Source organism: Bacillus sp. FSL M7-1020 (assembly GCF_038050415.1).
Lineage (GTDB): Bacteria > Bacillota > Bacilli > Bacillales > Bacillaceae_G > Bacillus_A > Bacillus_A toyonensis.
Genome location: NZ_JBBOTW010000001.1, coordinates 4,691,312 through 4,710,087, shown reverse-complemented (window position 1 = coordinate 4,710,087; position 18,776 = coordinate 4,691,312). Strand labels below are relative to the sequence as shown.

The following is an 18,776-nucleotide window of genomic DNA, read 5'->3' as shown; positions in this document are numbered from 1 at the left end:
TTAATCTTTAAAGGTGATAATTTCATTATTCTTAGATAAGATCTTGCTCTAAGTACAACATATCTCCTTCTGTAATTGTACATTTCCCATTTGTTAATTCAATCATCCAATCTGTGAATGCTTGTTTCCCATCTTCTTCTACAAACGTATCAAATGTGACATTTTCTAAATAATGTATATCTTTAATGACATATTTTGAATGGCGTAATTCATTTTCTAACTTGCCAAGTAAAGTGTAATCAATCCCGGTTTGTATAACCCGCACTAGTTTTCGTTCGACAATGCCGACGTGATTAATACCTTCGCTTGTACATTTTCCGTATGCGCGAATTAATCCACCTGCACCGAGTTTAATGCCACCAAAATAGCGTGTAACGACAACAACAGTATCTTTTAAACCTCGTTTTTTTAATACCTCTAACATAGGTACACCAGCTGTGCCGCTCGGTTCACCGTCATCGTTCGCTTTTTGAATTTGATCTTGTTCGCCAATTAAATACGCTGAACAGTTATGTGTTGCATTCCAATGCTGTTTTTTTATTTTTTGTATAAACGCTTGCGCTTCTTCTTCAGTTGTAGCTCTATTTACATAACAAATAAATCTTGATTTTTGAATGACAATTTCGTGTTCGCCATAGTCTTTTATTGTTAAATATTGTAATAACAATGGTATACGCCCCTATCTGTCAAAATGACTAGTACTTTACATTTTAAAAGCGGGCGTTTTTATATTCAAACATTTTTTATAAATAAGCTGAAATTTTTGATGGGTATTTTATCTTTTTGTTGTAATTTGTCGAGATGCTGAGTATAATTTTCAACCGGTATTTTTATGTATGGATGCACCTTTTTTAGTTTTCGTGTAAAATTAGGGGATAAAAATTTTTTATAAGGCAGGTACGAGAATGAAAACAGCTATTGTTACTGATAGTACAGCATATATACCGAAGCATATTCGTGACGAACTAAATATATATATGATTCCATTAAACGTTGTATTTGGAACAGAATCTTATCAAGAAGAAGCTGAAATTTCAGTAGATGATTTTTATGTAAAAGTACGTGAGCAGGAAGAACTTCCGAAAACTTCGCAGCCAGCGATTGGAAAGTTTTTAGAGTTATACGAAGAATTATCTAAAGAATATGATGCAGTTATTAGTATTCATCTTTCAAGTGGAATTAGTGGTACATACCAAACAGCGACGACAGCTGGACAGATGGTAGAGGGTATTGAAGTATATACGTATGACTCTGAAATTAGTTGTGAAGTACAAGGATTTTATGTACGTGAAGGCGCGAAATTAGCAAGTGAAGGAAAAACACCAGAAGAAATTACCGCTCGTTTTGATGAAATGAAGCAAACGATGGACGCATATTTTGTAGTGGATGATTTACATCATTTACAACGTGGTGGAAGATTAAATAGTGCGCAAGCTTTCATCGGTAGCTTGCTACAAGTGAAGCCAGTTTTATATTTTAGAGAGAAAGTCATTATTCCATTTGAAAAGATTCGTACACGTAAAAAAGCGCTAAAACGTATCGTTGAAATTTTTGATGAACAAGCAAGTAAAGGTGTACCTATGGAAGCAGTTATCATTCATGCGCAACGTGAAGAGGAAGCGAATGAATGGAAGCAAGAATTAGAAGCAAAATATCCTCATGTCGCAATTCGCACGGGTTATTTTGGTGCTGTAATTGGTACACATTTAGGTGAAGGTGCACTTGGTCTTGGATGGTATACGAAGTAATAAGATAGAAAAGGCTCTCTTTTTGAAGAGGGTTTTTTTACGGAAATGTTACGTATAGTTGACAAGTTAATATTTGGAAATGATAAAATGTACGTAAAATAAAATATGAGGAAAGTTTTATAACTTACTTTTTACAAGAAACTATATTATAATAGAAGAGAGGTGAAACATATGGAGCATAATTCTTGTTTATGTCCAAAGTTTGAGTCAGCTTTTACTTTGCTTAGTAAAAAATGGACTGGCTTAATCATTAAATCTTTGCTAGAAGAGCCGAAACGTTTTAGAGAAATCGCAGATATTATACCGAATATGAGCGATCGTATGTTGTCAGAGCGTTTAAAGGAATTGGAAAGCGAAGGCATTGTAGTTCGTAATGTTTATCCAGAAGTACCAGTTCGAATCGAGTATGGCTTAACTGACAAAGGAAAAGCGTTAGAAAGTGTTATGGATGAAGTCCAAAATTGGGCTGAGAAATGGATGAAATAGCGTTTCAATTTCATTTATATTTGCATTTGCATATTTAATAAAACGTAAGGGACACCTTGCGTTTTTTCTTTGTTTATAACATTGAGGAAAAATTAAAAAATTCTACACATACATACAAAAATATACGTATTTTGCGCTAGATGCACATATAATATTACATTTGTTTTACAAAAACGTAACATTGGCAAAAAAAATCCCGAATTATGGTATAAATTTTATAGGTTATATACGGAAAAAAGAAAAAGAAAGCGGTGTAAAAAATAAAATGAAAAAGCTAAAAATGGCGTCTTGCGCATTAGTTGCAGGGTTAATGTTTTCAGGATTAACACCAAATGCATTTGCAGAAGATAATATTTCTGACGTGAAATCACAAATTAATACACAAAATGACACTTTACATAAACAACAACAAGAACGTGATGAATTACAAAAACAAATGAACGAATTAAATAAAACAATTCAAGGTTTAGATAAGTCTGTTCAAGAAAATTCTTCAAAGCTTGATGAAACAACGAAAAAAGTTGCTGATACTGAGCAATTAATCGAAAAGAAAAATAAAGACATTGCGGAACTACAAACGAAAATCGCAAAACGTGAAGACTTATTAAGAAAACGTTTAGTTGCGCTTCAAGAACAGCCGAATACGAACGTTGTAACAGAAGTTCTTGTAAACTCTAAAAACGTTGCAGATTTAGTTGATCGTTTAACTTCTGTTTCTAAAATTCTTGAGTCTGACGAAGATATCATGAAAACACAACAAGAAGATCAAGCGAACGTGAAAAAGGATGTTGCAACAGTAAAAGAAAAACAAAAAGAATTAAAAGAAGCACAAGCTCAAATTGAAACTGCTAAGAAAGAACTTGACGCTGAAAAAGCGAAAAAAGAAACAGCAGTAAACGATTTAAGTGGTAAAATGGATACAGTTGTAACGACGATGACAAGTACGGAAGATCAATTGAAAGAGCTTGAAAAACAAGCATTACAATTACAACGTATGGCTGAACAGGAAGCACAAGCAAAAGCTGCACAAGAAGCCGCTGCTCAAAAACAAGCAGAACAAGCTGCTAAAGAAGTGCAAGCGCCTGCTCAACAAGTTGCACCAGCGAACAACGGTGGACAAGCTCAAAAAGAAGAGCCTAAACAAGAAGCACCTAAACAAGAAACACCTAAACAAGAAACACCTAAACAAGAGAAGAAACAACCAGAGCCAGCTCCAGCTTCAAATGCGGGTGGCGTAATTGGTAAAGCACAACAATACTTAGGTATGCCATATGTTTGGGGAAGTGCATCTCCATCAAAAGGTGGTTTTGATTGTAGTGGATTCATTTCTTACATCTTTGGTGTAGGTCGTCAAGACGTTAACGGTTACTGGAACTCAGTTTCTAAAGTAAGTAGCCCACAACCTGGAGATTTAGTATTCTTCCAAGGTACTTATAAAGCAGGTCCATCTCACATCGGTATTTACGTTGGTAATGGCCAAATGATTCATGCTAGTGATAAAGGAATTGCGTACGGTGATATTAACAGTTCATACAACAAAAAACATTTCTTAGGATACGGTCGATTCTAGGATTTATAAACGAATAAAACACGTGTATAAAGTCGATAGCTTACTATTTTATAAGTAGGTTATCGGCTTTTTTGTGTTTTTACGAAATTACGGGAAAGGTTTATAGTGTGCTAGAGGTGATGGTCCATGTTATCTGGGAAACAGTTATTATTAGAAGAACTCTCTACAGACGTACGGGATAATTTAGATGATTTGAAGAAGAAGGGAGAGGTCGTATGTGTACAAGGTGTAAAAAATAAGGCTTCTACATATATGTGTCAGCGTTGCGGAAATATAGCACAAAGACTCTTTTCGTCATTTTTGTGTAAAAGGTGTAGTAAAGTCTGCACATATTGCCGGAAGTGCATAACGATGGGGAGAGTTAGTGAATGTGCTGTACTTGTTCGCGGAATTGCCGAAAAAGAAGGAGAAATGGATGTAAATCCGTTACAGTGGAAAGGAAATTTATCTACTGGCCAGGAGTTGGCTGCGCAAGGTGTTATGGAGGCTGTTAAACAGAAAGAATCGTTTTTTATTTGGGCTGTGTGCGGCGCTGGAAAAACAGAAATGTTGTTTTATGGTATTGCAGAGGCACTTCAAAAAGGAGAAAGAGTTTGTATCGCAACGCCGAGAACGGATGTTGTACTTGAATTAGCACCGAGATTGAAAGAAGTATTTCCGAATATAAATGTAGCTGCTTTATACGGTGGAAGTTTAGATCGGGAAAAAGATGCAGCGTTAGTCGTTGCGACCACCCATCAGCTATTGCGTTATTATAGAGCGTTTCATGTCATGATTGTAGATGAAATAGATGCCTTTCCATACCATGCAGATCAAATGTTGCAGTATGCGGTAAAACAAGCGATGAAAGAGAAGGCGGCATGTATTTATTTAACTGCAACTCCAGATGAAGAGTGGAAGCGTAACCTTAGAAAGGGGAAACAAAAAGGTATCGTTGTTTCTGGACGGTATCACCGTCATCCGTTGCCAGTCCCCAAATTTTGCTGGTGCGGAAACTGGAAGAAAAGCCTCATCAATAAAAGAATTCCTCAAGTTTTACTACAATGGTTAAAAGTATACTTAAATAAAAAGCACCCCATTTTTTTATTTGTTCCCCATGTGCGATATATAGAAAAAATGAGTCGGTTATTGAAGCTGTTAGACGATAGAGTTGCCGGTGTGCATGCAGAAGATCCAATGAGAAAAGAAAAAGTTGCAGCTTTCAGAAAGGGAGAAATTCCTTTATTAGTTACAACGACGATTTTGGAGAGAGGAGTAACGGTGAAAAATTTGCAAGTTGCGGTTTTAGGGACGGAAGAAGAAATATTTTCAGAAAGTGCACTCGTACAAATTGCAGGCCGGGTAGGTCGTAGTTTTGAAGAGCCGTATGGAGAGGTCATTTATTTTCATTATGGTAAGACAGAGGCGATGGTGCGCGCGAAAAAACACATTCGAAGTATGAACAAAAATGCGAAAGAACAAGGGTTGATCGATTAATGCATTGCTTACTTTGTGATGAGGATATTTCATACGCGATTAGTTGGTGCAATTTTTTTGTTAAGGCTCACAAAAAGTATATATGTGAGAGATGTGAGCAAAAGATTTCCTATATTATAGGAGAGATTTGTAGAGAGTGCGGACGGTCTTTAGATCCATTGCCAGCTGAATATAAAGAAGGTGACATTTGCAAGGATTGTGTACGATGGATGAATGTGGAGAGTTATCGACCTTTAAAAAATCGTTCATTATACATGTACGATAATGAGATGAAAGGAATACTAGCGCAGTTTAAGTTTCGTGGTGATGCTGAGTTAGTTCGTATTTTTCATCTTCCTTTTCGAAGTTTATTTCAACAGTATTTTGCTAACGTTTCAACCGTTATCGCTGTTCCGCTTAGTAAGGAAAGGGAATATGAACGTGGTTTTAATCAAGCTGAGCTATTAGCAGCTTGTTTGCCTGTTGGTCTTTCTTATCCGTCATTAAGAAGAAGGGAAACAGAAAAACAAAGTAAGAAGACGCGCAAAGAAAGGATGTTGGGAAGCAATCCTTTTTATTTTCAGGGTGAAGAGATGTTTCATGGGCAACATATTTTACTCGTTGATGATGTGTATACGACAGGTATTACAGTTAGGCAAATTGGGAGTCTTTTATATGATAGAGGGGCAAATGAAGTTTCTAGTTTGACGCTCTGTAGAAGTTAATCTGTAACTGTCGAAAGAGATAATAAAAAGACGATAAGTCTTCTTTGACTTCGTAAGTTGTCATTCGTTATAGTCAGAATATGGGGCGAATGCCCTGATTTTTAGAGTGAAGGGAATGGAATGAACATGCAAGGAAAAGTGAAATGGTTCAATGCAGAAAAGGGATTTGGGTTTATTGAGCGTGAAGATGGTGAGGATGTGTTTGTTCATTTTTCTGCTATTCAACAAGATGGGTATAAGTCATTAGAAGAAGGGCAACAAGTGGAGTTTGATATTGTAGATGGAGCACGTGGACCACAAGCAGCTAATGTTGTGAAACTGTAGGGATATTGTTTTTGGGAAGAGAAAGCTGCGTTTGTGGCAACGTTATATATAGTAGAACCTCTTGTTTTTCGCAAGAGGTTTTTGTTATGGGGTGAATTGTCAAAAAGTTGTTTCTTTTCTGTAACGAATTGTCCACAGTTATATTCGTTACTCACGATGTTAATAGGATAAAATAAAGGTAGAAACGATGCATCTTTTCATTTCAACAAAAAACGATAAAAAAATCGCAATTCCACTAATTTTTTTAAAAAAGTTAGAAGGAGTTTTTAAGCCGATGTCGAAATTATAGTACATAGGCTTGAAAGGAGGAATTCATCTATGAAATTCAACATTCGTGGTGAAAATATTGAAGTAACTCCAGCATTAAAGGAATATGTAGAGAAAAAACTAAGTAAGTTAGAGCGTTATTTTGATACATTCCCAGAGATTAAAGTTAATTTAAAAGTATACTCTGACAAGCAACGTGTCGAGGTAACAATTCCGTTTACTGATTTATTACTTCGTGCAGAAGAAACTAATAGCGATATGTACGCTGCTATCGATTTAGTAGTTGATAAAATTGAGCGACAAATTCGTAAACATAAAACAAAAGTAAATCGTAAGTTACGTGAGAAAGGTTCTGTGAAAACTAACTTTATTCTTCCAGAAGCAGTAGCTGTTCTGGATGAGGTAGAAGAGGATGAATTAGAACTTGTACGTACAAAACGATTCGATTTAAAACCGATGGACGTTGAAGAAGCGATCTTGCAAATGGATATGCTAGGGCATAATTTCTTCGTCTTCACAAATGCTGATACAAATGAAACTAATGTTGTATATGGCCGTAAAGACGGAAAATATGGTTTAATCGAAACTAAATAATAATTCGAAAGCGCAGCCGAAAGAGGCTGCGCTTTTTTTGCTGAAAATAGATTTTTAAAAAACTTTTCCTAATTTAGAACGAGACATTCGGCCGATTGTTGTCATAGTTATAAGACAAGTGTTACAATTATCATTAGGTATATACATTTTAGTTTTTTTAATTAGGAGAAAAATTGGCATAACATACATTTGATTTTTATAACGACTGATTGTAATAGAAAAAGAAAAAACAATCGGAAGTTTTATTTTAATAAAAAAGAGGAGCGTATTTCCTATGATCGGTATTTTAAAAAAGGTATTTGATGTAAATCAACGCCAAATTAAACGTATGCAGAAGACAGTTGAGCAAATTGATGCATTAGAATCATCTATTAAGCCACTAACAGATGAACAATTAAAAGGAAAGACGCTTGAGTTTAAAGAACGTCTAACAAAAGGTGAGACAGTAGATGATCTACTTCCTGAAGCTTTTGCGGTTGTTCGCGAAGCTGCGACTCGTGTTCTTGGAATGCGTCCGTATGGCGTGCAGTTAATGGGTGGTATTGCTTTACATGAAGGGAATATCTCTGAGATGAAAACGGGTGAAGGTAAAACGTTAACATCTACATTACCTGTATATTTAAATGCTTTAACAGGAAAAGGTGTTCACGTTGTTACAGTCAATGAATACTTAGCACAACGTGATGCGAGCGAAATGGGACAACTTCATGAGTTCCTTGGCTTAACAGTAGGAATTAACTTAAATAGTATGTCACGCGAAGAGAAGCAAGAGGCTTATGCTGCTGATATTACGTATAGCACAAATAATGAGCTTGGATTCGATTACTTACGTGACAATATGGTTTTATATAGAGAGCAGTGCGTTCAGCGTCCACTTCATTTTGCTATTATCGATGAAGTCGATTCTATTTTAGTCGATGAAGCACGTACGCCGCTTATTATTTCGGGACAAGCTCAAAAATCAACAGAGCTATACATGTTTGCAAATGCATTCGTTCGTACATTAGAAAATGAAAAAGAGTATTCATTCGATGTGAAAACGAAAAATGTAATGTTAACTGAAGATGGTATTACGAAAGCAGAGAAAGCTTTCCATATTGAAAACTTATTTGATTTAAAACATGTTGCACTTCTTCATCATATTAATCAGGCACTTCGTGCGCATGTTGTTATGCACCGTGATACAGACTATGTTGTACAAGAAGGTGAAATCGTAATTGTAGACCAATTCACTGGTCGTCTTATGAAAGGGCGTCGTTATAGCGAAGGTTTACACCAAGCGATTGAAGCAAAAGAAGGCGTAGAAATTCAAAATGAAAGCATGACGCTTGCGACAATTACGTTCCAGAACTACTTCCGTATGTACGAAAAGTTATCTGGTATGACTGGTACAGCGAAAACGGAAGAAGAAGAATTCCGTAATATTTATAATATGAATGTTATCGTAATTCCAACGAACAAAGATATTATTCGTGATGACCGTGCTGATTTAATCTTCAAATCAATGGAAGGTAAATTCAATGCAGTTGTTGAGGATATTGTAAATCGTCATAAACAAGGACAACCTGTACTTGTTGGTACAGTTGCAATTGAAACGTCAGAGCTTATTTCAAAAATGTTAACACGTAAAGGTGTACGCCATAATATTTTAAACGCGAAAAACCATGCGCGTGAAGCAGATATCATTGCAGAAGCTGGTATTAAAGGTGCTGTAACAATTGCGACGAATATGGCTGGTCGTGGTACGGATATTAAATTAGGCGATGATATTAAAAATATCGGTCTAGCGGTTATCGGTACAGAGCGTCACGAAAGCCGTCGTATTGATAATCAGTTACGTGGTCGTGCTGGTCGTCAAGGGGACCCTGGTGTAACGCAGTTCTATTTATCAATGGAAGATGAACTAATGCGCCGCTTCGGCTCTGACAATATGAAAGCGATGATGGATCGTCTTGGTATGGATGATTCACAGCCGATTGAAAGTAAAATGGTTTCTCGTGCAGTAGAATCTGCGCAAAAACGTGTAGAAGGAAATAACTATGATGCACGTAAGCAGTTATTACAATACGATGATGTGCTTCGTCAGCAACGTGAAGTTATTTACAAACAGCGTCAAGAAGTAATGGATTCTGAGAACTTACGTAGTATTATTGAAGGTATGATGAAATCTACAGTAGAACGTGCTGTTGCGCTTCATACACAAGAGGAAATTGAAGAAGATTGGAATATTAAAGGTCTTGTTGACTACTTAAATACAAACCTTCTGCAAGAAGGCGATATAAAAGAAGAAGAATTACGTCGTCTTGCTCCAGAAGAAATGAGCGAGCCGATTATCGCGAAATTAATAGAGCGTTACAACGACAAAGAAAAGCTTATGCCAGAAGAGCAAATGCGTGAGTTCGAAAAAGTTGTTGTATTCCGTGTAGTAGATACGAAATGGACAGAGCATATTGATGCGATGGACCACCTTCGTGAAGGTATTCATTTACGTGCTTACGGTCAAATCGATCCACTTCGTGAGTATCAAATGGAAGGATTCGCAATGTTCGAGTCAATGATTGCTTCTATTGAAGAGGAAATCTCTCGTTACATTATGAAAGCTGAAATTGAACAAAACTTAGAGCGTCAAGAAGTTGTTCAAGGTGAAGCTGTTCATCCATCTAGCGATGGCGAAGAAGCGAAGAAAAAGCCTGTTGTAAAAGGTGATCAAGTGGGCCGTAACGATTTATGCAAATGTGGTAGTGGCAAGAAATATAAAAACTGCTGTGGCATTGTAAGCTAATAAAAACTGCGGCTGTTGAATTCAGCTTGTTTTGCAAATTATAATAAAAAGGATTAAACTCTCTCCCTAATAAGTGGAGAGAGTTTCCCTTGTTTTCATACGAAAGTAATAGCAATTACATAGAGGTGAAGGAAATGGAATTAGTAGAAATTAGACAGGAATTAGAGAAAATGGCTAAGAGATTAGCGGCTTTTAGGGGGTCTCTTTGACCTCCCTACTAAGGAGAAACAAATTGCAGAATTAGAAGAAAAAATGATGGGCGCAGGATTTTGGGATGACCAACAAGGCGCTCAAACTGTAATTAACGAAGCAAATGCGTTAAAAGATATGGTTGGAAAGTTCCGTCAGTTAGACGAGACGTTCGAAAACTTAGAAGTAACGCATGAACTCTTAAAAGAAGAATATGATGAAGATTTACATGAGGAATTAGAATCGGAAGTAAAAGGCTTAATTCAAGAAATGAATGAGTATGAGCTTCAATTACTATTAAGTGATCCTTATGATAAAAATAATGCGATTTTAGAATTACACCCAGGTGCAGGTGGAACAGAGTCACAAGACTGGGGTTCTATGTTATTACGTATGTATACACGCTGGGCTGAAAAACGTGGATTTAAAGTAGAAACAGTTGACTACTTACCAGGTGATGAAGCTGGTATTAAGAGTGTTACTTTATTAATTAAAGGTCATAACGCTTACGGTTATTTAAAAGCAGAGAAAGGTGTACATCGTCTTGTACGTATTTCACCGTTCGATTCTTCAGGCCGTCGTCATACATCATTTGTATCTTGTGAAGTTGTACCTGAGTTCAATGATGAAGTTGAAATTGAAGTGCGTACAGAAGACTTAAAAATTGATACGTACCGTGCAAGTGGAGCTGGTGGACAGCACATTAATACGACAGATTCAGCAGTTCGTATTACACATACACCGACAAATACGGTTGTAACGTGTCAGTCGGAGCGTTCTCAAATTAAAAACCGTGAGCATGCGATGAAAATGTTAAAAGCAAAATTATATCAAAAGAAATTAGAAGAGCAACAAGCACAATTAGATGAAATCCGCGGGGAACAAAAAGAAATTGGATGGGGCAGCCAAATTCGTTCTTACGTATTCCACCCGTATTCTCTTGTAAAAGACCATCGTACAAATACAGAAGTTGGTAACGTACAAGCAGTTATGGATGGAGAAATTGATCCATTTATTGATGCTTACTTACGTTCTCGCATCTAATAACCAGTGGGGGAATCCCCACTGATTATTAGCTTTAACAAATCTGACTTTTACGGGCAGCCCGACCCTCACCTAACTTCTTTGCTTTTGTTGAATTTTGAGGTAGGGGTCTTACTACCCAGTAAATAGTGGGATAAGAGAAAAAGCCAACAAAATTGTTGGCCCATGCTGAGAAAATAGAGGATATACAACGTTTTATTTATATGGATGAAGTACAGGGGAAGAGAAGTTGGAAACGACAACTTCTCTTTTTGATGGGGTTATATGCAGAATACAATGTTGTATATTGTTTTGTAAAAAGTAGAGAATAGTAAAACAGAGCGGCAATAGAGTAAGATTTTATAAAGAACTTTTTTGATTTGCCTTTTAAAAAGATTCTTTATAGAAGTTTTTACGTTGTTCACAGAATTGAAACAAATTATGGAAGCTTTATTTTATCAGGGTTCTCACTGTATTTTTCAAGAATATGAAATATACCTTAGTTTTTCTATATAAAGATAATGCTTATAATAAAAATGAGTGTGTTAGGAATGAAAAGAATATCAACAATGGGGAGCGATAGAATTGAAAAAGAAATTGTTGGCTATTGCACTAGGTACATCAGTCGTTTTTGCTTTAGGAGCATGTGGAAATAAAGAAGAGAGTAAGCCTTCGAAACAATCTGCAAGCACAGATAGCCCAGAGCAAATTTATCAAAAAAGTTGTATAGGCTGCCATGCGAAAGATTTATCAGGAGCAACTGGACCGGATTTACGAAAAGTAGGGCAGAAATATGATGCAGCAGAGATTGAAAAGATTATTGAAAAAGGTCGCGGTTCAATGTCACCGGGAATTATTCAAGGTGAAGATGCGAAAAAAGTAGCTGAGTGGTTAGCTGAACATAAATAAAAAGAGAAAAATGGGCGAGTTGATTATATAATCTTATCTAAAAATGACTTTGGATAAGAGTTATAACAACTCGTCTCCTTTTTCTGGGATGTAACATAACTGTAACAAAAATGTATCCGAACTGGAAACCGTTTGATGTTACAATGAGGTTTGTAGAATTTTGCTGAAATATATTACATAGAGTAGCGGTGCGAATAAAAAGCATGTAAGTAAGCTGCCTTCAACAAGAATGGTTAAATGAAAATAAAGGATTCCTTTTTATTTTCACATGTACAGAAAAGTATTTCGAAAAAAAAATCATTAAGCATTGGGTGATAAATAATGATAAAAATGACGAATGTTTATAAGGAGTACCCGAATGGTATGAAAGCCGTTGCTGGTCTCACAGTTAACATTAAACAAGGTGAATTCGTATACGTAGTTGGACCGAGTGGAGCCGGAAAATCTACATTTATTAAAATGATGTATCGTGAAGAAAAGCCAACTACAGGATCTATTAATGTAAATGGACTTACTATCGAATCATTGGCAGAAAGAGATGTTCCATATTTCCGTCGTCAATTAGGCGTGATTTTCCAAGATTTTAAATTATTACCTAAATTAACGGTATATGAGAATGTTGCGTTTGCTTTAGAAGTAATTGAAGAAGAACCAGATGCGATTCGTGAGCGTGTTACTGAAGTGTTAGGACTAGTAGGTCTAGACGATCGTGCAGACGCACTTCCAAGTGAACTTTCAGGTGGAGAGCAGCAACGTGTGGCTATTGCAAGAGCGATTGTTAATAGACCAAAGGTTGTAATTGCCGATGAGCCAACTGGTAATTTAGATATTGAAACAGCTCTTGATATTATGAAGATCTTTACACGCATTAATGAGCGTGGTACAACGATTGTTATGGCGACGCATAATGCAGATATCGTAAATACAATCCGTCATCGTGTAATCGCGATTGAAGGCGGAAAAATTGTTCGAGACGAGATTGAGGGAGGATACGGATATGAAGGCTAAAACCCTTAGTCGACATTTGCGAGAAGGTGTAAAAAATCTATCCCGTAACGGATGGATGACATTTGCTTCTGTAAGTGCAGTAACAGTTACATTATTACTTGTAGGTGTCTTTTTAACAGCGATTATGAATATGAACCATTTTGCTACAAAAGTAGAGCAAGATGTAGAAATTCGTGTACACATTGATCCAGCAGCAAAAGAAGCTGATCAAAAGAAATTAGAAGAAGATATGAGTAAGGTCGCGAAAGTAGATTCTATTAAATACTCTTCTAAAGAAGAAGAATTGAAACGTTTAATTAAAAGTTTAGGCGATAGTGGAAAAACGTTCGAGTTATTTGAGCAAGATAACCCACTGAAAAACGTATTTATTGTAAAAGCGAAAGAGCCAACTGATACAGCACAAATTGCGAAAAAGATTGAAAAAATGCAGTTTGTAAGTAACGTTCAATACGGTAAAGGTCAAGTTGAAAAATTATTTGATACTGTAAAAACAGGACGTAATATCGGGATTGCATTAATTGCAGGTCTTTTATTCACAGCGATGTTCTTAATCTCTAATACAATTAAAATTACAATTTATGCTCGTAGTACTGAGATTGAAATTATGAAACTTGTAGGTGCAACAAACTGGTTTATTCGTTGGCCGTTCTTGCTAGAAGGATTATTCCTAGGAGTATTAGGATCAATTATTCCAATTGGTCTAATTCTAGTTACGTATAATTCACTGCAAAGTGTGTTTAATGAAAAACTTGGCGGAACAATTTTCGAGCTTTTACCATACAGCCCATTCGTATTCCAATTAGCTGGTTTATTAGTGTTAATCGGTGCGTTAATCGGTATGTGGGGAAGTGTAATGTCAATTCGTCGCTTCTTAAAAGTATAAAAAGTTGCAAACATAATTCGTACAAGCTTATCATATAGTAGAAATAGGTAAAGGCATCACACGCTGTGTGATGCCTTTTGCTACACCACCTGTGTGTTTTGGAAAGGGGAATTCCGCATTGAAACGTAGAGTTGCAATTATTGGAATGGTTGTTGCATTTTTAATTGGTGCTGGCGGAATGTTTGCAGGAATGTCTGTATTTGGGGTTAACCCAGCAGAAGTAACGCAAACAATTTCGAGTGGGAACGCTAGCACGACGCAAGGGAATTTGGCAAAAATTAATGAGGCATATGGACTAATTGATTCACGTTATGTGGAAGACGTGAAAGATGACAAGTTAGTTGAAGGTGCAATACAAGGCATGTTGTCTACGCTGAAGGACCCTTATTCCACGTATATGGATAAAGAAACAGCCAAACAGTTTAGTGAATCACTTGATCCTGAGTTAGAGGGGATTGGGGCTGAGGTGAACAAAACAGACGGTAAGCTTATTATCGTATCGCCAATTAAAGGTTCACCAGCAGAAAAGATTGGAATTAAGCCGAATGACCAAATTTTATCTGTAGATGGAAACAGTGTAAAAGACTTATCGCGTGAAGAAGCTGTATTAAAAATTCGTGGTAAAAAGGGAACGACTGTCGCGATTGAAATTAAACGTGCAGGAGTAACTGATCCGATTGTATTCAAAATTAAGCGTGAAAAAATCCCAATCTTCACGGTAGTTAGTACTGTGAAACAAGAGAATGGAAAAGATATCGGTTATATGCAAATTACTTCTTTTGCTGAAAATACAGCGAAAGAATTTAAGGATCAGTTAAAAGAGTTAGAGAAGAAAAACATAAAAGGTTTAGTTATTGACGTTCGTGGTAATCCTGGTGGCTATTTAAATAGTGTAGAAGATATACTAGGAGAAATTATGACGAACAAAAAGCCGATGCTACAAGTAGAGCAGCGAAATGGTGAGAAAAAGCAAATCTCTACAGAGCTGAAAGAGAGGAAGCCATATCCAATTTCAGTATTGATTGATAAAGGAAGTGCTTCTGCTTCGGAAATTTTAGCTGGCGCATTGAAAGAAGGAGAAGGTTACGATCTAATTGGTGAAACAACATTTGGTAAAGGAACTGTTCAGCAAGCCGTTCCGTTTAAAGATGGCAGTAACATTAAATTAACGATGTTCAAATGGTTAACTCCAGATGGAAACTGGATTCATAAAAAGGGAATCAAGCCAACTGTAGAAGTGAAACAACCAGATTACTACCATGCGACGCCAATTCAAATTGAAAAAACACTTTCATACAATTCAAATGATGTGCAAGTGAAGCATGCACAAGAGATGCTGAAAAGCTTAGGTTATGTACCGGGGCGTGAAGATGGCTACTTTAGTAAAGAGACAGAATCAGCACTGAAAGCATTCCAAAATGCGAATGAGATGGAAGCGACAGGACAGCTTGATAAAAAGACAGCCGAGGCAATTCAAACTAAAATCATTGAAAAAATCCGTTCTGGAGAAAATGATCTACAATTACAGGCAGCATTAAAATTAATAGCGAAATAAGAAGAAATACAGGCATTTTATTGCCTGTATTTTTTTGTGTTAAACAAACGTTTGTCCAGTTATGATAATATAAAAAGAAAGAATGATATAAATGGTGGTGAATGAGTTCGTGGAGGCATGGATTTTTGAAATAATGCGGGCAGTTGGACGTTTTTTCTTGCACCCTGCTGTCTATGTATTTTTAATAAGTAGTATCTTCGTTGGATATTTACGTATATTACGAGAACGAAAAGATTTTTCTTTTAAAGTTTATGATATTTGGTTTGAATTGCGAACATCTCTATTTGCAGGGCTTGGATATGGATTAATCGTATCTATTATTACGATTGGGCTTGGACTTGTTGTTTCCAAGGCGAGCTTATGGGCCATTTTATTTTGGACATTATTATTTGGATTAACTGCTATGTATCGATATTTATCGGCAGCTTATACGTTCAGTATCGCAATTGTATGTGTTTTATTATCTTCTAAGCTGCCAGTTTCCTTCTTACAGCTTGGAGAAGGTGAAGAGGGTACGATTGTATCTCTTGCTATTTTACTAGGCATCATGCTTGTTGTGGAGGGCTTATTGATTTCTAAAAACGCGGTAAGATATTCTACACCGAGGATTAGGAAGGGGAAACGTGGGCTCAAGATTGGTTTACACGAATCGAAGCGTTTATGGATCGTGCCGATTTTTATTCTTGTACCAGGTGATGCGGTAACCCAGTTTATTTCATGGTGGCCTGTCGTTTCAATAGGGGCAAATACATATTCTTTATTCCTCGTTCCATTTTTAATTGGATTTATGCGAAAGATTAGAAGTTATGAGCCGACGGAAGCTTTACTCTTTACAGGAAGACGTGTTTATGGATTAGCTGGTCTTGTACTTGTTTTAGGGGTCGCGAGTTATTGGTGGCACGTACTTGCTATTATTGCAATGGGAGTCGCAATGCTTGGACGTTTTACGATTTCGATGCAAGAAAAAATTGTAGATGAGACAAGACCAGCATATTTCGCTGCACGCAATGATGGACTTGTTGTGTTAGATACAATTCCAAATACAATTGGGGCCGAGCTGAATTTACTGCCTGGAGAAATAATTACGAAAGTAAATGGAGTCGTTCCAAGGAGTGCCGAAGAATTTTATGATGCACTTCAAACCAAAACAACAGGAGCTTTTTGTAAATTAGAAGTGGTAGATACAAATGGTGAGCTTCGTCTTGCTCAAACAGCATTATATGCTGGAGGACATCATGAGTTAGGCGTTGTATTTGTTCAGCAAGAGCACGAGTGGGATTCGGAAGCGATGTAATAAAAATGAGGGTGTTACCACTAGGTGACACCCTTTTTGTTTGATTGGGAGCAGCAGTACATGAAATTTATATCGGCGATTATTAAAATATATCGACTTTCTGGAAAAAAACAACAAATATCGCAAACCTTATTTGCAGTTTCGTAGTCGAATAACTTGAATAATTATTTGATAATGGTTATCATTTAGGGAGTCTTTTAATTTGGAAAAGGGAGGAAATATATGCTACGTAAATTTTTTTCTTACTATAAACCGTATAAAGGTTTATTTATACTCGATTTTTCTTGCGCGGTTATCGCAGGATTACTGGAACTTGGTTTCCCGCTTATCGTAAATCAATTTATTGATAAGTTATTACCAGGACAAAACTGGACGCTTATTTTATGGGCTTGTTTTGGTTTACTTGCAGTTTATATGTTAAATGCAGGTTTACAATATGTTGTTACCTACTGGGGGCATATGCTAGGAGTTAACATTGAAACAGATATGAGGCAGAAATTATTTGATCATATTCAAAAGCTATCATTCAGATTTTTTGATAATAATAAAACAGGTCATCTAATTTCACGTCTTACGAACGATTTAATGGAAATTGGAGAAATTGCTCACCACGGGCCAGAAGATTTATTCATCGCCGTAATGACTTTAGTTGGGGCATTTTCATTTATGATGATGATTAACTGGAAGTTAGCACTTCTAACATTCTTTGTAATTCCATTCCTATTATGGTTGGCGCTTTACTTCAATAAAAAAATGACGGGTACGTTTAGACGTTTATTCTCAGATGTTGCTGATTTTAATGCATGTATCGAAAATAACGTCGGTGGTATTCGCGTTGTACAAGCATTCGGAAATGAAAAGTTTGAGAAAGACCAATTCGCTGTGAACAACGCTCGTTTCCGTACAACGAAATTAATGGCGTATAAAATTATGGCGCTAAACTCATCCATTAGTTATATGCTCATGCGTCTCGTAACGCTCTTCGTATTAATATGTGGCACATGGTTTGTTCTGCAAGGTGAGTTAACGTATGGTGGATTTATCGGATTCGTCTTATTAACGAATATTTTCTTCCGACCAATTGAGAAAATTAATGCAGTTATTGAAAGTTATCCGAAAGGAATCGCAGGTTTTAAAAGGTATGTAGAACTTCTTGAAACAGAGCCTGATATTGTGGATTCTAAAGATGCGATAGAAGTAAAGCATGTACACGGTGATATTCACTATAACAACATTACGTTCGGATATGAAAATAAAGAACCGATTTTAAATGATATTAGCTTGAAAATACACGCAGGTGAAACAGTTGCGTTCGTTGGGCCATCAGGGGCAGGGAAAACAACGTTATGTAGTTTATTACCACGCTTTTATGAGCAGGAATCTGGGTCAATCCAAATTGATGGCATTGATACGAAAGAGATGACTTTATCGTCACTTCGTAAACAAATTGGAATTGTACAGCAAGATGTATTCTTATTCTCAGGAACGATTCGCGAAAATATCGCTTATGGAAATTTACAGGCTTCAGAGGCTGCAATTTGGCAGGCGGTAAAACGTGCCCAGTTGGAGGATTTAATTTACTCGCAACCAGACGGTTTAGATACAGTTATCGGTGAGCGTGGTGTGAAACTTTCCGGGGGACAGAAGCAGCGTCTAGCAATTGCTCGTATGTTCTTGAAAAACCCGCCAATTTTAATATTAGATGAAGCGACTTCTGCATTAGATACAGAGACGGAACTTGCTATTCAAAAATCACTTGCAGAACTAGCTGTCGGTCGTACAACATTAGTTATTGCTCACAGGCTTGCAACTATTAAAAATGCGGATCGTATCGTCGTTGTAAATAAAGATGGTATTGCAGAACAAGGTTCGCATGAGGAATTAATTGAGCGAGGCGGAGGGTATAGCCGATTATACGAAGCACAGTTTAGTTCGTAAATATAATTTCTGCTGAATTCGTGCAC

Annotated in this window: 16 protein-coding genes; 15 read left to right on the top strand and 1 reads right to left on the bottom strand. The window is 36.6% G+C overall.

Features of this window, described 5'->3' with window-relative positions:
- Nucleotides 1–31: 31 nt before the first annotated feature.
- Nucleotides 32–667 (bottom strand): YigZ family protein, encoded by a 636-nt coding sequence (locus MHB70_RS24355; protein ID WP_000926676.1) that lies wholly within the window; start codon nt 665–667, stop codon nt 32–34.
- Between the two features lie 238 nt (nt 668–905).
- Between MHB70_RS24355 and MHB70_RS24350 the strand changes: the two genes are divergently transcribed.
- From MHB70_RS24350 to MHB70_RS24280, 15 genes are all read left to right on the top strand, one after another.
- Entirely contained in the window at nt 906–1,748 is an 843-nt protein-coding gene (locus MHB70_RS24350) for a DegV family protein (RefSeq protein ID WP_000844774.1), read from the top strand.
- Nucleotides 1,749–1,919: 171 nt separating this feature from the next.
- On the top strand, nt 1,920–2,234 hold the full coding sequence (locus MHB70_RS24345) for a winged helix-turn-helix transcriptional regulator (RefSeq protein WP_000400852.1): 315 nt from the start codon (nt 1,920–1,922) through the stop codon (nt 2,232–2,234).
- Between the two features lie 160 nt (nt 2,235–2,394).
- The gene (locus MHB70_RS24340) at nt 2,395–3,804 is read left to right on the top strand and encodes a C40 family peptidase (RefSeq protein ID WP_000499464.1); all 1,410 of its coding nucleotides are present in this window, start codon (nt 2,395–2,397) and stop codon (nt 3,802–3,804) included.
- 126 nt (nt 3,805–3,930) lie between these two features.
- On the top strand, nt 3,931–5,280 hold the full coding sequence (gene comFA / locus MHB70_RS24335) for an ATP-dependent helicase ComFA (protein WP_061530594.1): 1,350 nt from the start codon (nt 3,931–3,933) through the stop codon (nt 5,278–5,280).
- On the top strand, nt 5,280–5,984 hold the full coding sequence (locus MHB70_RS24330; RefSeq protein WP_061530593.1) for a ComF family protein: 705 nt from the start codon (nt 5,280–5,282) through the stop codon (nt 5,982–5,984). Before comFA ends, MHB70_RS24330 begins: the two co-directional genes overlap by 1 nt.
- Before the next feature lie 126 nt (nt 5,985–6,110).
- Complete coding sequence (gene cspC, locus MHB70_RS24325; RefSeq protein ID WP_002045823.1) at nt 6,111–6,308, top strand: cold shock protein CspC; 198 nt, start codon at nt 6,111–6,113, stop codon at nt 6,306–6,308.
- Between the two features lie 318 nt (nt 6,309–6,626).
- Nucleotides 6,627–7,169: a ribosome hibernation-promoting factor, HPF/YfiA family gene (gene hpf / locus MHB70_RS24320; RefSeq protein WP_000671188.1), complete on the top strand. Its 543-nt coding sequence runs from the start codon at nt 6,627–6,629 to the stop codon at nt 7,167–7,169.
- A 274-nt stretch (nt 7,170–7,443) separates the two neighbouring features.
- The gene (secA, locus tag MHB70_RS24315; protein ID WP_000579396.1) at nt 7,444–9,951 is read left to right on the top strand and encodes a preprotein translocase subunit SecA; all 2,508 of its coding nucleotides are present in this window, start codon (nt 7,444–7,446) and stop codon (nt 9,949–9,951) included.
- Between the two features lie 134 nt (nt 9,952–10,085).
- A protein-coding gene (gene prfB / locus MHB70_RS24310; protein WP_096001583.1) for a peptide chain release factor 2 occupies nt 10,086–11,184 on the top strand; the annotation gives its coding sequence in 2 pieces (ribosomal slippage) (nt 10,086–10,157 and nt 10,159–11,184; 1,098 coding nt in all).
- 564 nt (nt 11,185–11,748) lie between these two features.
- Complete coding sequence (gene cccB / locus MHB70_RS24305) at nt 11,749–12,072, top strand: cytochrome c551 (RefSeq protein ID WP_000727967.1); 324 nt, start codon at nt 11,749–11,751, stop codon at nt 12,070–12,072.
- A gap of 321 nt (nt 12,073–12,393) precedes the next feature.
- Entirely contained in the window at nt 12,394–13,080 is a 687-nt protein-coding gene (ftsE, locus tag MHB70_RS24300) for a cell division ATP-binding protein FtsE (protein WP_000594334.1), read from the top strand.
- The gene (ftsX, locus tag MHB70_RS24295; RefSeq protein WP_000645031.1) at nt 13,070–13,963 is read left to right on the top strand and encodes a permease-like cell division protein FtsX; all 894 of its coding nucleotides are present in this window, start codon (nt 13,070–13,072) and stop codon (nt 13,961–13,963) included. The genes ftsE and ftsX overlap by 11 nt, the downstream gene beginning before the upstream one ends.
- 118 nt (nt 13,964–14,081) lie before the next feature.
- Nucleotides 14,082–15,518: a S41 family peptidase gene (locus tag MHB70_RS24290; protein ID WP_000830311.1), complete on the top strand. Its 1,437-nt coding sequence runs from the start codon at nt 14,082–14,084 to the stop codon at nt 15,516–15,518.
- A gap of 109 nt (nt 15,519–15,627) precedes the next feature.
- Complete coding sequence (locus tag MHB70_RS24285) at nt 15,628–16,812, top strand: PDZ domain-containing protein (protein WP_000388628.1); 1,185 nt, start codon at nt 15,628–15,630, stop codon at nt 16,810–16,812.
- A 222-nt stretch (nt 16,813–17,034) separates the two neighbouring features.
- Entirely contained in the window at nt 17,035–18,750 is a 1,716-nt protein-coding gene (locus MHB70_RS24280; RefSeq protein WP_000944601.1) for an ABC transporter ATP-binding protein, read from the top strand.
- Nucleotides 18,751–18,776: the final 26 nt, after the last annotated feature.

Coding starts and splice junctions, on each gene's coding strand:
- MHB70_RS24350 (WP_000844774.1), top strand. CDS start 906: ATGAAAACAGCTATTGTTACTGATAGTACAGCATATATACCGAAGCAT.
- MHB70_RS24345 (WP_000400852.1), top strand. CDS start 1,920: ATGGAGCATAATTCTTGTTTATGTCCAAAGTTTGAGTCAGCTTTTACT.
- comFA (WP_061530594.1), top strand. CDS start 3,931: ATGTTATCTGGGAAACAGTTATTATTAGAAGAACTCTCTACAGACGTA.
- MHB70_RS24330 (WP_061530593.1), top strand. CDS start 5,280: ATGCATTGCTTACTTTGTGATGAGGATATTTCATACGCGATTAGTTGG.
- cspC (WP_002045823.1), top strand. CDS start 6,111: ATGCAAGGAAAAGTGAAATGGTTCAATGCAGAAAAGGGATTTGGGTTT.
- hpf (WP_000671188.1), top strand. CDS start 6,627: ATGAAATTCAACATTCGTGGTGAAAATATTGAAGTAACTCCAGCATTA.
- secA (WP_000579396.1), top strand. CDS start 7,444: ATGATCGGTATTTTAAAAAAGGTATTTGATGTAAATCAACGCCAAATT.
- ftsE (WP_000594334.1), top strand. CDS start 12,394: ATGATAAAAATGACGAATGTTTATAAGGAGTACCCGAATGGTATGAAA.
- ftsX (WP_000645031.1), top strand. CDS start 13,070: ATGAAGGCTAAAACCCTTAGTCGACATTTGCGAGAAGGTGTAAAAAAT.
- MHB70_RS24280 (WP_000944601.1), top strand. CDS start 17,035: ATGCTACGTAAATTTTTTTCTTACTATAAACCGTATAAAGGTTTATTT.